At 49.2% G+C, this 15,727-nt stretch carries 11 protein-coding genes; 2 read left to right on the top strand and 9 right to left on the bottom strand.

Annotated features, from left to right (window positions below; all coding sequences use genetic code 11):
* Positions 1-419 precede the first annotated feature (419 nt).
* The gene (locus C2I18_RS25865) at positions 420-1,625 is read right to left on the bottom strand and encodes an IS4 family transposase (RefSeq protein WP_249898578.1); all 1,206 of its coding nucleotides are present in this window, start codon (positions 1,623-1,625) and stop codon (positions 420-422) included.
* Between the two features lie 366 nt (positions 1,626-1,991).
* Between C2I18_RS25865 and C2I18_RS25860 the strand changes: the two genes are divergently transcribed.
* Positions 1,992-2,612 (top strand): thermonuclease family protein, encoded by a 621-nt coding sequence (locus C2I18_RS25860; protein WP_249898577.1) that lies wholly within the window; start codon positions 1,992-1,994, stop codon positions 2,610-2,612.
* Positions 2,613-2,681: 69 nt separating this feature from the next.
* Here C2I18_RS25860 and C2I18_RS25855 read toward each other — a convergent pair whose 3' ends face one another.
* The 5 genes from C2I18_RS25855 to C2I18_RS25835 form a co-directional block, all read right to left on the bottom strand.
* Positions 2,682-3,161, bottom strand: coding sequence for a GNAT family N-acetyltransferase (locus tag C2I18_RS25855; RefSeq protein WP_249898576.1), 480 nt, complete (start codon positions 3,159-3,161; stop codon positions 2,682-2,684).
* Positions 3,162-3,363: 202 nt separating this feature from the next.
* Complete coding sequence (locus tag C2I18_RS25850) at positions 3,364-4,479, bottom strand: 5-methyltetrahydropteroyltriglutamate--homocysteine S-methyltransferase (RefSeq protein ID WP_249898575.1); 1,116 nt, start codon at positions 4,477-4,479, stop codon at positions 3,364-3,366.
* Positions 4,480-4,494: 15 nt separating this feature from the next.
* On the bottom strand, positions 4,495-5,427 hold the full coding sequence (locus C2I18_RS25845; RefSeq protein WP_249898574.1) for a LysR family transcriptional regulator: 933 nt from the start codon (positions 5,425-5,427) through the stop codon (positions 4,495-4,497).
* A gap of 107 nt (positions 5,428-5,534) precedes the next feature.
* A complete protein-coding gene (locus C2I18_RS25840) occupies positions 5,535-6,668 on the bottom strand; it encodes a phosphodiester glycosidase family protein (RefSeq protein ID WP_481857841.1) in 1,134 nt (377 codons plus the stop codon).
* Positions 6,669-6,844: 176 nt separating this feature from the next.
* Positions 6,845-8,365 (bottom strand): TPM domain-containing protein, encoded by a 1,521-nt coding sequence (locus C2I18_RS25835; protein WP_249898573.1) that lies wholly within the window; start codon positions 8,363-8,365, stop codon positions 6,845-6,847.
* A 234-nt stretch (positions 8,366-8,599) separates the two neighbouring features.
* Here C2I18_RS25835 and paiA point away from each other — a divergent pair, with 234 nt between their 5' ends.
* Positions 8,600-9,121, top strand: coding sequence for a spermidine/spermine N(1)-acetyltransferase (paiA, locus tag C2I18_RS25830; RefSeq protein WP_249898572.1), 522 nt, complete (start codon positions 8,600-8,602; stop codon positions 9,119-9,121).
* Positions 9,122-9,623: 502 nt separating this feature from the next.
* On the opposite strand, the gene C2I18_RS25825 is transcribed toward paiA, so the two are convergent.
* The 3 genes from C2I18_RS25825 to C2I18_RS25815 are packed head-to-tail and all read right to left on the bottom strand — an operon-like array spanning position 9,624 to position 15,726.
* Positions 9,624-10,451, bottom strand: coding sequence for an aldo/keto reductase (locus tag C2I18_RS25825; RefSeq protein ID WP_249898571.1), 828 nt, complete (start codon positions 10,449-10,451; stop codon positions 9,624-9,626).
* Between the two features lie 42 nt (positions 10,452-10,493).
* On the bottom strand, positions 10,494-14,981 hold the full coding sequence (locus C2I18_RS25820) for a coiled-coil domain-containing protein (protein ID WP_249898570.1): 4,488 nt from the start codon (positions 14,979-14,981) through the stop codon (positions 10,494-10,496).
* Positions 14,968-15,726, bottom strand: a complete 759-nt coding sequence (locus C2I18_RS25815) for a DUF6063 family protein (protein WP_249898569.1) — start codon at positions 15,724-15,726, stop codon at positions 14,968-14,970. The genes C2I18_RS25820 and C2I18_RS25815 overlap by 14 nt, the downstream gene beginning before the upstream one ends.
* Position 15,727 lies beyond the last annotated feature (1 nt).

The raw sequence follows: 15,727 nt of genomic DNA, 5'->3' as shown, positions 1-15,727 counted from the left end.
GATGTGTCTATCTTCCGACTTTTCTGTTAAGCTAGACTGATTGACCTTGGAGCTGCAGCTTTTTCATAGGCAGACTGACTTAGCAACGTTACTCTGAAATGATATGGGGGCGGCAAATTCTGCTTAAGTGTGAATGCTACTAGGCTTAGTTGGATTTCCTCCACCTAATTCTGTTCTTTTTCATTATTAATGATCTTTAGTTGGAAATTCTCCAGCTAATTGTGCGGATAAAGGCATTTTAAGACTAATTCAATATATTTAAGTGGAGTCTTTCCACTAGACATGCATACAAACTTACATGGGAGCTAAACCAAACCGAAAGTAATAATTTTACAGTAAGCTTTGTGGACTCAACGAAAAAAGAACAGTGGCTCCTTAAGTCGTAGGTTTAGTTACCAAATAAAGGTATATGTTATTGGTTATTCCAGAATTATTTTTACCGTCGCTCGTTTTTCTTTCGTTTGTACTGGAGTTTCTGCGGGCCTAGGAATCTTTTGCCGCCCTTTAGAACGACGGGTCGGTTCGCGATTCAGCGCTTCAACAAATACATCCCAGTCTTTCATGGCGTAGTATCTCATCTTTCGCAGCATGCTCCACACACTTAGGGTAGGCTGTACTTCTAAATGGATGAGCTGACATAGCAACGCCGTAATGATTCCAATATAACATTGGACCCACACTGCATGCGGGTGATGATTGTGGAAAGTTACGGTGGCCAGATGCTGCTTAATCCATTTAAAAAACAGCTCAATTTGCCAGCGGCAGCGATAAATTTCACTAATGTCTTTGGCTGAAAGATCCTGGCGATTGGTGATGACCTCGTAGATTTTTCCATGCTTATCTTGGAATTGTACAAGGCGGACACAAAACGTTTGGCCCGAATTTTTATCCAAAATCTCAACGTAAGCGTCCCGAGTCATATGGCTGCTACCCGAAACGGGATGTTCGGTCAGCACGGTGTACTTTGTTTTTGCACGGATCCGGGCAACAAACAGCACCGTTCCTTCCGACCATTCTCTGAAGTTTCCGTAATGCACGTAGCCACGGTCGAAAATGTAGGTGATTTCTCCGGGGACAACGAGATATTTGACCGCTTGTTGATCCGACACACCGATGGTGGAAAGGACAATCTCATCCGGAAAATGGCACCCGGCTTCCAGCGAAAGCAGCCGTGTATGGATTTTGACACCCTTGGTCTTGTTTTGATAAAACGCCCAGTCGCCGAGTATTTTGGGTAGCGAAAGGCTGGTTGAATCGACAGGTGCCAACGTTCCAAGGTGCTTGATGCCCTTAGCTTTCGCTTTTCGCATTTTTAACTCCTGAACGAGTTCGGCAAACAACCACTCGAGATAAGCGAGAGGGATGGTGTCAAGCTTACGGTTCAAGGTCGATTCGTGAATGGTCGTGAGTCCGGTAATGTCCTGAAGCTCCGCATTCGTTTCCAAATTGAGCACAATGTCGGAGAGAGTACGCCTTTGCTGCAACTGAGCTTCTACAAAAAGTGTAATCGCGGCTCCGACGGTAAGTTTTTTAGCATAATGATCTGCGAACGGACAACGAAAAGAATTTAACATTAAATGCTGTAAGTACTTGCGTAAAACTGAATTTTGCGATATGTTACCCATGGTTGAGCTCCTTTTGTGGAGAGATGTGGGTAACCTGCCTACTCTCTCTACATTAGGGCTTTTTTTCTTTTTTCACCAGAGTAAACTCATCTTTTTTATCCATAATTAGCTAACTATTTCAAATAAATTTTCATGTTAGCTTTGCCGCATGTCTAGTGGAGTCTTTCCAACTAATATTGTAATATCGGTATTTGCCAGAGAATTAGCTGGAGAATTTCCACTTAACTTGATCTGCACTATAGACGCTGCCTTGGACTATTTTCCATACCACAGCAACTTGCTGTAGAAAATGCCATAAGAGCCCTATCCGAACTCAAGTTTAGCCCGCACCTCGTTATCATTTATACAAAAGGAGTTATTCATCATATGTCAAAAAGAAACCGTAAGCGCATCACCCTGTCTTCTGTGGCTGCAGCGATTGTTTGTGCGGCTGTCCTTATTTTTGCCGATCCTGACATTCCATTATTTGACCGGGCCAATGAAAAAGAATCCTCTTACACTGAAGTTTTGGATACTTATGTATTGGATACTTATGTATTAAACGGGTCTTCTATAGAAGCCGAAGTGACCTCAGTCACCGACGGGGATACTTTCAAAATCAAAGGCAAGGATGGCAAAACAGAAAAAGTACGCCTTTTACTTATTGATACTCCCGAAATCGGGGATCATCCCGAGCCTTTTGCGCTGGAAGCGCGCGATTACACGGCTGATCTACTTAAGGGCCAAACTGTCCGCCTTGAATTCGATGTGTCTGAACGCGACCAGTATGGCCGGCTTTTAGCCTATGCCTATATTGGTGATCATATGGTCAATGAATTGCTGCTGGAGGAGGGCCTGGCCCGTGTCGCAGTGTTTCCGCCGGATATCAAGTTTGAAAAAGAGTTCAAGAACATCGCTGACAAAGCGCGGAAAGCCAAACGCGGAGTATGGAGTATAGATAACTATGTAACAAATAGAGGCTTTGATGAACGGGCTGTAAACAAGTAGACTTTGTTAGACTGGGGTCATTGAATAGCCGTAGGTTTTAAAGAGAAGGAAGCAAATGACATAATAATATTAATGAATTTTCAACTGCATAATGAACTGCTCTCCAATTTCTCCAGCTTTTCTTCTACCTGTATCAATAAAACCTACATTTTTATATAAGTTCTGAGCAGGAATGTTTTTATGATTAACTGCTAGGATAATTTCATCACAATATTTAAAATTCATCGTTATAAATTCTTTTAACTCAACCATTGCTTTTTTTGCATATCCTTTCCCTTGATGTTTATGATCCACCGATAATGCGGTAAGTAACATCGCGTTAGGGCTATTCGAATATTCTCTCACTCTTTCAGTATTATGTAATAAGAAGAATCCCACGGGTAAGTCTTCTGAGAGGATAACGATTCTATATTGACCTTCAGATACATTTAATATCTCTTCTGGTAGTGCTGTGAATCTTACTTGCGATTCTGGTAATTCAAATTTGCTTAAACTCTCTAAGTGTTTATTTTGATAAAAAGATAATTGAATTTCTTTGACATTTTCCATACTATATCTCCTTTGTTTTAATAACATTTTACCACTTGTATTTCTTTACTTTCCTTTAACTATATTGCTCCCTGCCACTTAGCTTAATCATGTGCCCTCCAGTCAAATATTTTATTTTCTTTGAACTATACCTTCTGATTCATCAAAAAAGAGATGCTCCGGACAGCTGACTGCAGTCTGCCGGAACATCCCTTTTACCACGCTACACCCATACCTCATTCGCCGTTTCAATTACCAGCCGTACCTTATCCCACTGCTCCTCTTCCGTCAGGATATTGCCTTCCTCGGTAGAAGCAAAGCCGCATTGCGGACTGAGGCACAGCTGCTCAATATTTACATACTGGGCGGCTTCTGCGATCCGGGCTTTCAGCTGCTCTTTATTCTCAAGTCCCCCATGTTTGGTGGTTACGAGCCCCAGGACAACAAACTGGTCGCGGATATAACGCAGTGGTGCGAAGTCACCGGAACGCTCGTTATCATACTCCAGGAAAAAAGCATCCACCTCGGCATGCCCGAACAGCTTCTCGGCCACCGGTTCATACCCGCCTGCGGCGAACCAGGTAGACCGGAAATTGCCGCGGCATACATGCAGACCGATGGTCATATCCGCCGGACGCCCGGCAATACTTTCATTGATCAGCCGCACATAATCCTCGGCCAGCTGCTCAGGGTCCACCCCTCTGCTGCGCAAATGCGCGCGGTGTTTACCGCTGGAAAGGGTTCCCCAGGTGGTATCGTCCAGCTGCAGATAACGGCAGCCTGCATCATAGAATGCCTGTATTGCAGCACGGTATACGGCGATAATATCGGCATACAGCTGCTCCCGCTGCGGATAGATTTCATTACCGTTGTAGTCCTGCACGAAATGGAACAGCGAAGGCGACGGAATAGTCATCTTGGCCATTGTATTCCCCGCCATCTGCTGCAGCTTGATGAACTGTCCGACCATCGGATGATTTCCGAATGAGATTTTATCCACGATCTTAAAGCTTTCCGCCCGCTGTGCATGTTCTTTGGAGCCGCTGCCCTGGTTGAGTGTGATTTTCTGCGTGCCTTCAATGCCAAGGAAAAAGTCCAGATGCCACCAGGAACGGCGGAACTCACCGTCGGTAACGGCTTGGAGTCCAAGCGCTTTTTCCTGCTCCAGCAGCTTGGCAATTTCCTGATCCTCAATCTCATTCAGCTGATCTGCATGAAGCTCATTCTGTTCAAATAACAGGCGCGCGGCCTTGATCTCATCACTGCGCAGGAAGCTGCCGACGATGTCGTAGCGAAAAGGCGGTGAGTTTCTTTTGGTGCCGGTAACTTGACTGATCATACGTCCCTCCTGCTGTTATAGTAAGAACTGATTGAAGTCGAAATAATGATCCGAGACCAGATCGTTCAGAATTTCGATAAAGCCGGACATGATGTCGCTGGGTCTGCGGTCCTTGTGGGCAATCCAGCCGACAGTGAACACTTCATTGCTGTCAAAAGGGATGGTAACCAGTCCGTTCCCGTTAAGCTCAGAAGCCATAATTCCCGTTCCCACTGTATAAGAATCACTGCCTAACAGCAGGTTGGTCAGCGTAGCACGGTCTGTAACTTTAATATTCTTCTCGATCTGGGTGAAGCTTAACATCTCCTCGGAGAAATGCAGCGAATTGTTGTCTCCTTGCTCAAAAGTAATATACGGGTATGGCAGAATGTCATCCTGTGTGATGCTCTCTTTGTGAACCAGCGGATGAGATGACCTGACATACACATGCGGGCTCGTATTAAAAAGCGGAGTGAATTTCAGATTGCCGTCGCTGAACAGCTTGTTCATCACTTTATAGTTGCTCTCATTGATATACAGGATTCCAAGATCGCTGCGCAGGGTGCGCACGTCTTCGATAATCTCGTAGGTTTGCGTTTCTCTCAGGCTGAAATTGTACTCCATCACATTACGCTCTTTCATCAGCCTTACAAAAGCATCCACGACAAACGCATAATGCTGGGTGGAGACGGAAAAGTAGATCGGGCTGCGTTTTTTGCCGGTATACCGGTTCTCCATGAACTCGGTCTGCTCGATAATCTGGCGCGCATATCCCAGGAATTCCATCCCTTCGGCAGAAATGCTGATCCCCCGGTTCGTCCGTTCAAATATGGTAATCCCCAGTTCGTTCTCCAGCTCCTTGATCGCATTCGAGAGACTCGGCTGGGATACAAAAAGCCTTTTGGCCGCTTCATTCATCGAGCCGCTGTTGGCAATCTCAATGGCGTAGCGGAGCTGCTGCAATGTCAATCCTGTTCCCCCTCTACTCAAGGCCTGGTGCCTCATGCTTGTCAGAAATATCGTAGCATAAACCCCACTTCTGTACCATGCTTATTCCTTCAAAATGCCCGCAGCCTTTATTGCGGCCGCTTTTTGCCGGCGTCGATTTGTGAAGGGTCCAGCCCTTCCCAGATGTTCGGTATGTCAGCTTCTTCCGGATGTTCAAACACCAGAAAAGCTGTCGGCAGATAACGCTCACCGTATTGTGAGGAAGGCTGATTTACGATTTCATTGTCCTTCACCAGCACCGTAGACGATCCCCCGTCCAGATTGGCTGCAATCACCGCGCCATGCTTCAGCATAATCTGCTGCACATCATACAAATTCGCACCGATACTGTAGCCGGGCTGCCTTCCGTCGATCACAACGAACAGCAGTGCACCGTCTGCGCGCTGGCCCATCGCAGTTCTTGGTGCGATTCCCCAGCCTTCGGCAGCATTCTTGATCAGTCCTTTGCCATTGACTATAATCCGCGGCTGGAAAGATACCGCCTCCTTGACGCCGAGCTCACCGAGCTCTTCCAGCGAATAGTTGCCGGCTAACATTTTACCCTGCTTGTCCAGCCCTACGATCTGCGTGGAGGTTTTCCCTCCCAGTCCGTCATAATAGAGTCTGCCCTGCGAAATGACCAGGCCAATCGGCTTGAAGCCGTTGCCGCTCCAGTTGGGATCTGCAAAGCCCCCGCCGTTGACACCGGCAATTGCCCCTGTGCGTTTTACCATGCTGGACACTTTCTCACCGGAACCTATGCGGCTTGGAACCCCCAGCCTGACCTTCGTCGGATCGTTAACCGTCATCACATACCCGGTGTATCCGCTGCCGGTAACTTTTTCGATTTCGACCAGCGGCTTTTCCGCTTCCGCTTCCGCAGCAGGCGGCTGTTCAATGGTATGCGTATCCTTCTCGTCTCCCATTTGCACAAAACGCTGATTATATTCGGTTACCCTGTGTTTCAGCTCCTCTTCGCCGATAATATATTTTGCCATATACCGGTGCTGGGTAGTGATCAGGGTATCCGCGATTAAATACCGGGTGCTTGCGCCTGAAGGCGCGAGATAAAGCCATGCTCCGCCAGCGAGCAGCAGCAGCATACAGAATAGAATGACTCTTGAAAGCATGCGGAAAAAGCCCTTTTTCTTGCGTTTGCGTTTACGGGCCGGCGGTTTCTTTGTAGTGACGGTGGAGCGTTTCGGTAATGATGAAGAGTTCACTTGCTTACTTCCTCCCTGGTAAATCCTGATCATAGAATGGGCAAATGCCCAGCTCCTTCCATCTTACATGATTATATGAAATTAAAAGTTTCAGTTTGTTAATTCTCTTAACAGCGCAGTTAAAAGAAAAACAGCGGCCCTCCTAAGGAGATCCGCTGCTTATTATAAAAATTATGTCAGCCGTGCCTGCCGACACCGCCGCCGCTGCTGGCACTGCCGCCTCCTCCACTGTCACCGGAACTGCCGGAGCTGTAGCCGCTGTCATCGGAATCGTCAGAGTCATAGCTGTAGCGTCCGCTGCCGCCGCCGCTGCTCGAACCGCCGCCGCCGCTGTTGGTTTCTCTTTCGCGCGAGTAGCGTCCCGCTCCGCCTCCCGAAGAAGAACCGCCTCCCCCTTCGTTCGTTGCGCTGGCTTCATTGCTGCTGCTCCAGAAGCTGCTGGAGTGAGCCGAGGAAGGCCGGCTAGGCCGGCGGTGCCGCCTGTTATACCACCTGCTGCCATAACCGTAACCCGCCTGGCCGTTCCAGGTGCCGTACCTGCGGATGTTACGCTGATGGTAAGGATTAACCGGAACTCCATATTGCACGATGTATCTGTTGCGCCGGGCAACAGCAAGACTAATAAGAAGAATGCCGCCAATCACCAAGGCAAAAATCAGAATAGCATTGCCAGTTGAAACCGGTTCGCGTTCTGTGATGGTCACCGTGTTCTCAACACTTCCGGCAGCTGCTCCGGCTGCTGCTGCGGCAGGCTGTGAAGCGGATGCCGCCGGCTGCTGATAATGATCCGCCCGTGCCAGGAAAAATCCGTACAAGGCATTCGCCATTGCCGTTGCGCCTGCTGCGTACTCTTTTTTGGCAAAATACGGCTCCAGTTCCTTGTCGAGCATACTGCTGATCAGCTCATTGGTTAATGTCTTGTCGATATCTCTGCCCTGAAGCACGTGATAATTATCACCGCCGATATCCAGCACCAGCACTACATCCCTGGGTCCGGCACCTGTTGAGGCAAATTTGCTGTACACATATTCCTGCAGATTCTTAACTCCGGTATTCTTGACGGTAACAACGTAAATTCCAGAACCGGAGGTTGATTTGTAACGGTAACTCGACTGATTGAGATAATCCTTCGTTACCTGCTTGAACACTCCGGCGTTGTCAGCCACATATTTACTGTTCGCAGTTTGCTCCGTCCACACTCCGCCGAGCCGCTGGATCAGCTCCCCGTATGTTTTCCGTGCGCCTGAATTATAATCCTTGCGGGCAAAGTCCGGCTCCAGATACTGGGACAAAATTTGCGACAGCTGTCCGTCACTTAAAGTGTTCACCAGCCCCTTACCCTGCACCACCCAGTAATCGTCGTCTTTGACCGACAGCAGCAGCAGTACACCATTATTTTTATCGGCTGAGCCTACTCCCCAGGTATTAAAAAGCGCATTGGCATATTCCTTCATTGACACGCCTTTGGTGGAATCTACAGTAGCCAGAACGACCTGTGCCCCGCTGGCCTGATGCAGCTTCACCCCGTAATTTACCATGTAATTCTCTGTCTTCTGATCGATAACCCCTGCAAAATCATTAACATAAAAAGACTCCGTATGATCAGGCACACTGGTCTTCGCCACGCTGAATGACGGCAGCATAACCGCACTCAGCAGCATGAATATCAAAGCTGTTAATATTGTTTTACGTTTCATATGTACCTCCTGCTTCTGAATATCCCTATCTTTTATATCGGTTACTTCCACTTGCTGTTATAGCTGCTATATTCATAGTTTATGTAAGTTTGCTGTTAAAATTCCACGATATTCATCATTGATTAGATTAGTTCTGCCATGTGTCATCTTTATCTGAAGTGATTATTGTTGTAATTACAACATTTTTGGGGTACGATTCTGTTACCGTGTTCTATAAATAAGGAGGCAAGCAGATTGGATATTATGATAAAAAAGTGCACACCGGATGACATAAGCCTGCTTCAGGCAGTGGGCAGCGAAACTTTTAAGGAGACTTTTAAAGATCAGAATTCCCCGGAAATGATGCAAGCTTACCTGGACAAAGCGTTTAGCCGGGAGCAGTTAGCCATAGAGCTGTCGGAGCCCTGTTCACAATTTTATTTTGTATATTCCAATGAGGAAATCGCCGGTTACCTGAAGCTCAACACTGATGAAGCCCAAACGGAAAAAATGGGCGCTGATTCCCTCGAGGTCGAGCGGATATACATCAAGCATAAATTTCATCAGCAGGGTCTGGGAAAATATCTGATCAACAAAGCTGTTGAAATAGCGGCGGAACAGCACAAAAAGAAAGTATGGCTCGGAGTGTGGGAAAAGAACGGGAACGCAGTTGCCTTTTATCAGAAAATGGGCTTTGTGCAAACAGGAACCCACTCCTTCCATATGGGCGAGGAGGAACAGACGGATTATATTATGACCAGGGTGCTGGGGAAGTAACGAGTCTGTGTTAACAGCACTCGCTTAATCCCGCTTACAGCGGAAACAAGCTCATTGAATGTGAAGTACCGAGTACATTGGGCCACTGTGATGGGAATGTGACACATTATACTCGAAAAACCGAGTACATTGGACCACTGCGGCGGGAATGTGACCCATTCTACTCGAATAACCGAGCACATTTGGCCACTCCGGCGGGAATGTGACACACTATACTCGAAAAACCGAGTACATCGGACCACTGCGGCGGGAATGTGACCCATTCTACTCGAAAAACCGAGTACATTGGGCCACTGCGGCGGGAATGTGACCCATTCTACTCGAATAACCGAGCACATTTGGCCACTCCGGCGGGAATGTGACACACTATACTCGAAAAACCAAATACATTTGACCACTCCAAGGGGAGCTAGCTCCCCCCACTGGCGTACGTCACAAAAAAAGCAGTGACTCCCCCCTAATGGGAAAATCACTGCTTGCTGTGTCTGACTTTTAAGCAATCTTAAAAGTTGAAATTATCCGGATCGGCACCGATCCGCTGATTCACATTCAGGGCGTCGATGCGTGCCATCTCTTCGGCCGACAGCTCAAAATCAAACACATCGCCGTTCTCGATAATCCGCTGTTCTTTAATGGACTTCGGTATGGTCACAATGCCGCTCTGCAGATCCCAGCGGAGGATCACCTGGGCAATCGATTTGTTATGGGACTTAGCGATATCCCCAAGCACTTCATTGTCCAGCAGGCGGCCCTGGGCCAGCGGAGCCCATGCTTCAATCTGAATTCCCTGTGTGCGGCAGTACTCACGAAGCTCCTGCTGACTCAGCAGCGGATGCAGCTCGACCTGGTTGACCATAGGTGTTACTTTAGCTTCTGTCAGCAAATCTTCGATATGATGAATTTGGAAATTAGATACGCCAATCGCTCGGACCTTGCCTTCAGCGTACAGGTGTTCAAGCGCTCTCCAGGTTTCTTTGTATTTGCCTTTTACCGGCCAGTGCACCAGATACAGGTCAACATACTCCAGCCCCAGCTTGCTGATGCTCTTATCAAATGCCGCCAGCGTAGACTCATAACCTTGGTCAGCGTTCCAGACTTTCGTTGTAATGAACAGCTCCCCGCGGGCTACGCCCGACTCCCGGATCGCCTGTCCTACGCCTTCCTCATTAGCATAAAGCGCTGCTGTATCAATACTTCTGTAGCCAGCTTTGATCGCTGCTTTTACAGAATCAATAACCTCTTGGCCCTCTTCCACCTTATACACGCCAAGCCCGAGCCATGGCATTTGAATGCCGTTAGCCAATTCTACTGTGGACTGCAGATTTTTCATCTTAAATTACCGCCTTTTCTTGTAAGTTAGTTAGTGGGGTTGCTAGAACAATGAAGCCGGAATCAGCTTGCGCCCGCCTTTGATGAGCGTGGACTCCAGCATTTCTCCCTTATCTCCGCCAAAATAAAGCTGCCAGTACACGCCGAAACGGATGCTGACATCGTTCTTGACCAGCTCTGGCGGTGTTACAATCAGCCACTGGAACTTCAGGGCTTTGGAGATCTCAAATACCGGATCCAGCACGTTGTTGGAGACCATTTCGCCGAACGGATTATCGTACAAAAACACCGTCCAGCCCTTATTCTCCCGGTTAACCCGCTTATGGGTCATGATCATCATGGCTACAAGCAGCTGTACGGATTGACGCTGCCCGCCGCTGCCCACCGCTTCATCAAGGGCGCCCCTGTTGATAACTTCCCAATCGGAGTAGTGAAAATCTTCCGGTTCGGCATACAGGAAATAATTCTCCGTAACCGGCTTGTACACCTGCAGCACAGGGAAACGATTCTGCATGGATGCATATACAATTTTGCCGTCATTGATAATCTCCCGGATAGATGCAGCCGGAACCTGTTCGATCTTGGTATATTTCTCCAGGAGGGTACTGATGCAGCGGTTGAAATAGTCGGCGATCAGCGGCTCAATATCATCCGTCGTCTTAGGGACACTGATATTCTTGTAGTTCATCCGGATCAGCGGAAAAGCATAGCCGTTCTCATTATGGATGATCATCCGGCGTTCCATGCGTTTCAGAATCTCCACAATCTGAACTACCCGTTTGGCGGCCCGGCCAACCCACAGGGTACGCGAGAGCTCCATGCCTTCCTTGTCTGTCCGGATGCTCTCAATCTGGTCGCGCGAGCTTTGCAGCATGGAATCCAGCACCTGAATCGCAATAGAGAAGTCATCCCAGTGTACTGTATTAAGCCGGTCCTGAATTTTGGCTTCCAGTTCGGCATTCCAGCCGCTTTTGGACAGCTTGGCGCTTAGAGCATTTTTCTCCTCTTTCACTTTACGGGCAATTTCATTACGTTCACTTCGGGATTCCCGGCTGCGCACCAGCCAACCGGCAACCAGCGGTTCACAATCCTCTTTTACAGAGAGCTGCACTTCTTCAGGAATATCGCGGAGCAATACGCGCCCTTCAACATGCGTCTCCATAATCTTGCTCTGATTAGCGAGTGTCTGCAGCCAATGATCCATAACCGTTAAGGTCTGCTTGCAGACATTCAGCAGATGTTCATTCTCCCGGAAGCGCCGGCCGATCTCTTCCTCTTTGCGGTCCAGTGATTCATGCCAGATTTCGGTGGCGCGTTCATGCTTGTCCTTGATCGCCTTTTCGGACTTCGCCAATTCCTTCTGCAGACTGGTCAGTTCGGTCTGACAACGGATATAAGAATCGCGGATATGCTGGTAATCCTCGTCCAGATAGGCCGTTTCATTCTTCTGGCGCAGCCGGGCTGCCATAATATGATCCGGTGAGTCGGCAGGCTCAGGCGTCTTCTGCCACTCCGGATCCACCTGAACTACCGCTGCTTCAAGCTCAGCCAGCTGCTCGCCGGACCGCTTGATATTCCCTGCCCGTGTACGGATTTCCAGTTCGTTCTGGGTCAGGGATTGCTGAAGGCTTTCTACAGTGCTAAGCAGCTCCAGCAGCTTATTCTGGGCATCATGATCAACTGTTTCTGCGCTGTCCTCTTCCGCCGAAGCAGCGGATTGCTCGCCGGGAAAGGAAATTTCCGGAAACCAGTGCTGAACTCTCGGGAAAAGGGAGTAACGTGTATCTCCAATCCATTTGACCTGCTGTTTGCCGATATTGTCACTCTCCGCCTTCAGCAGGTCCAGCTGCTGGTCCGCAGCAGCTATTTGTTTGACAAGGAGGTTTTTGTTCTCCAGGGCACTTTGCTTGTCCTTATAATCCTGCTCATTTTTCTTCGTGCGCATTTCCCACTGCCGCAGCGCCTGCTCCCGTTCATTTAACTCCTTCTTTTCGGTCTCGCAATCCGCAAGCTCTCTTAAGATATCTGCAGCAGCATCTTCATTTTTACGGATCTCTTCGTTCAGCTCACTAATGCTTTGCGCAAGCGACTGCTGCTGCTGTTCAAGCCCGTCCAGTCTGTCATTCAGGGTAAGGCTGTGCTCGCTTTGGCGGACATGTTCAAAGTCCTGCTGCACCTTTTTGAGCCTGGACAGATACACCTCTGCTTCGCGAAGCTCCTCTTCCTTCACCTGCAGTCCCGCTGCAATGCCGCGTTTCCACTCCTGGAACTGTTCCGGCTGCAGCACCATCTGCTGACCTTGGTTTGCGAACAGCAGGAACGGCTCTTCAGCCGCTGCCGCCATTGATTCACGGATAAATACAGGTACGGCTGACTTCAGTATGATATCCTTCAGCAGCTCCGGCTTGAGCTTATCTGCTTCCCGTGCTGTCACAATAAGACTATAAGGTAGAAGCGGATGGCGTTCCAGCTCCTCTTCCCGTGCCACAAATGACAGATCATTCAGATAGGAGCTGCCGGTCATGGAACTGATCTTCAAAGAGTCCAGCTTGTCCTTCACCGTCAGTATATCCGCATTGGGCACCCAATAAGCTTCCTGCTGCAGCTCCACATCCATCAGCTGGTGATAATAGTCTCTTCTAAGCCTTTTGGCCTGCTGCTCGGCTTCGTCTATTCTGCGGATGAACCGTTCCTGCACAGCAGTCCCGGCTTCAAATAAACCTGCCGCACCGTACGCCTGATGCTCTTCATACATTTCCAGCAGTACCACCAGCTGTGACCACAGCTGCGACTCCCGGTTCCGCTGATTTTCAAGCAGACCTCTTACCTCTTCAGTCCTGGCCTGCAGCGCTGTTAGCTTAACGCTAAACTCCGTATGGGATTTATGCAGATTCAGTTTTTGCTCCCCTGCCGCAGAGCGCCGGTCATTTAATTGCAGCAGGGTTGCAGCAATGTCTTTGGCGGCGATCAGCGTCCGCTGCAGCGCTGCAGCCGGAAATCCGGCAGCCTCGTGCCCGTACCTGGCTGCAAACACCCCTGTATCTTCGGTATACCGCCGGATGGAAGCAGTCAGCTCATGAATCCGGCTGTCGAGTCCGCCCAGCTCCAGCAGGTTATTCTCCCTCTCCTTGCGCTGTGCGGATTCTTCAGCTGTGACCGCCCGCTGTCGTTCCGAGTACTCCTGAAGCTGAGACTGCCACAACCGGCGGACTATCTCCCAATGATTGCGCAGCTCCGCCTTCGCACCCTGAATAACCTCCTGGCGTTCCTTCATTTCCAGCGAGCCTTCAATGACTTCGATCTCCTTCTGCCACTGTGTCATTTCGCGCAGCAGCAGACTGCGTTTGGCCCGGTAATGGGCCACCTCCAGACTCTTTTCTCTCAGCTTCGATTCATCCAACCGCAGCCGTGCTCTGCCCTGATTGTCGCTGATAGCCTTGAACTCATCCTGCTTCAAATCATGCTCTTCCTTGCTGAGGAGATACCTCAGATTATCCTGCTCAAAACGCAGCTCCCGTGCTTCCTGATGAAGCTTGACCAGTTCGTCCGCTTTCCTGCTGCGCTCTTCTTCGGCACGCTTCAGCTCTTCCTGGATAACCGTATAAATCTGTCGTCCCGTCAGCTCTGTCTCCCGGTGGTGCTGGTCGGCTTCTGTCCCCTGCTTCACTAAGTCATGCAGCGGTGCGGCAAGTCCGGTGAATTCGGCAAAAGCCTTCTCTCTTTGTTCCAGCATCGGCAGCCTCTGGGCGATTGTCGCCGCATCTACGAACATTTTTTGCAGTGAGCCGTCTTCTTCACGCAGGCCTTCACTTAAACTGGCACCGATCTCCGGTATGATAAGCTTTTCGAACAGATTCTGGTTGGAGAAGGCATCATTTTTCTGAAAATAACCTTTAATCCCGCCCTCTTCACCATTGATCTTCTTCATGTTCCGCCACTCACCGATGTGGATGTCCCGTTCAGCAAGATAGCTGTAGTATCTCTTCAGATCCGAGCTGCTGCTTCCATAGTAGATGAACTCATTGCGGCGCTCCCTTACAAACTGCTGGATGGTTTCGAACCCGGCCGGTCCGTCCTCGTCATGATTGTACAGCGGGAGTGTGGAAAGCGTCAGCTCCGCATGCTCCTCATAATCCATCAGCGTATACAGCATATAATCCACTTTGATTTCGAGCTGATCCGCCGAGCTCTGGGCTGTCATAGCAATTCCTGTCGTCATGTATTGATTGCGTTCGGGATGGTCCAGCCGCCATTCAATAGCCACATGGAAGGTGTAAGGCTTCAGCTGCTTCTTATGGTTATGAAAAAATGCCTCTACCTGATTCTCGTTGTCTTTGCCCCAGGCCGTCTTCGGCAGCAGCAGCTGGAAAATGGACTGCAGCAGTACCCCTTTACCGCCGCCGTTCATCAGCGTAATCAGCGTGTTCGCCGGACCCTCCTCATTGCAGAGATCCAGGATCATATCGTCGTATTTTTTGAGCATTTTCTCATATTTGAGACCGGTAATCCGGATCCGTTCAATGCGCGGCATGAGCTTCTCCCTCCTTATCACTCAAGGTGCGGCCAATTAATGCCCTTAGCTCCTTATACCGGTCAACATCATGGTACAGGTACCGCATCCGTTCATATAATTCTTCTCTCGGAAAAATACGTTTCTCGTTCTCGGAAATGAACACGAGATGTTCTTCCTCAAGCAGCTTCATGCCTTCATGAATCAAGCCGATCCGTGAGCCCGAACCCCGGGACAGGGAGTCGCCTTCTTCCTGGCTTTTGGTCTGCATGTACAGACTTGCCCACACTTTATGCATGGCCTGAACATCCAGCCGCCATTGCTTGCTGAAGGCACCTTCTTCATCCATTTCAATCCAGGCCTGAAAGAGCGAAGACACCTGATCTGCAATCTGCAGATAAGACATGCTGTCCTGGCCCGGCTTGAAGTGCTGCTCATCCTGATCCATTTCGGCCAGAAATACAAGAATAATGACATTGATAATATGTAAATGGGTCTTGCGTTCAATCCGCGAGTATTTGTTCCGCAGCTGGGTGAAGTTCGTGGCAAATCCGGAACCGAGCGGATTAACCAGCAGGTGCAGACGGTGACCGGAGTTCATAATCCGGCAGCCCCCTTCTTTAGCCAGATACTGAAGGGCGTCATACGCTCCAGTGTCCTGCAGGCATTCTGCAGCAGCCGGGTCGTCGAGCGAAATCACTTTTCTGCGGAGCAGGTCAAAAAACAGCCGCGATGCCTGCTGCAGTTGTTCTAACGAGTAGCTCATG

The sequence above is a fragment of the Paenibacillus sp. PK3_47 genome (assembly GCF_023520895.1).
GTDB lineage: Bacteria > Bacillota > Bacilli > Paenibacillales > Paenibacillaceae > Paenibacillus_AQ.
Note: the sequence above shows the minus strand (reverse complement) of the source record. Positions and strands in the feature narration are given on the sequence as shown.

What these genes read in the sequence shown, in the direction of transcription:
- C2I18_RS25850 (WP_249898575.1), bottom strand. Translation starts at nt 4,479, where the DNA reads ATGATCAGTCAAGTTACCGGCACCAAAAGAAACTCACCGCCTTTTCGC.
- C2I18_RS25835 (WP_249898573.1), bottom strand. Translation starts at nt 8,365, where the DNA reads ATGAAACGTAAAACAATATTAACAGCTTTGATATTCATGCTGCTGAGT.
- C2I18_RS25855 (WP_249898576.1), bottom strand. Translation starts at nt 3,161, where the DNA reads ATGGAAAATGTCAAAGAAATTCAATTATCTTTTTATCAAAATAAACAC.
- C2I18_RS25815 (WP_249898569.1), bottom strand. Translation starts at nt 15,726, where the DNA reads ATGAGCTACTCGTTAGAACAACTGCAGCAGGCATCGCGGCTGTTTTTT.
- C2I18_RS25820 (WP_249898570.1), bottom strand. Translation starts at nt 14,981, where the DNA reads ATGCCGCGCATTGAACGGATCCGGATTACCGGTCTCAAATATGAGAAA.
- C2I18_RS25860 (WP_249898577.1), top strand. Translation starts at nt 1,992, where the DNA reads ATGTCAAAAAGAAACCGTAAGCGCATCACCCTGTCTTCTGTGGCTGCA.
- C2I18_RS25865 (WP_249898578.1), bottom strand. Translation starts at nt 1,625, where the DNA reads ATGGGTAACATATCGCAAAATTCAGTTTTACGCAAGTACTTACAGCAT.
- C2I18_RS25825 (WP_249898571.1), bottom strand. Translation starts at nt 10,451, where the DNA reads ATGAAAAATCTGCAGTCCACAGTAGAATTGGCTAACGGCATTCAAATG.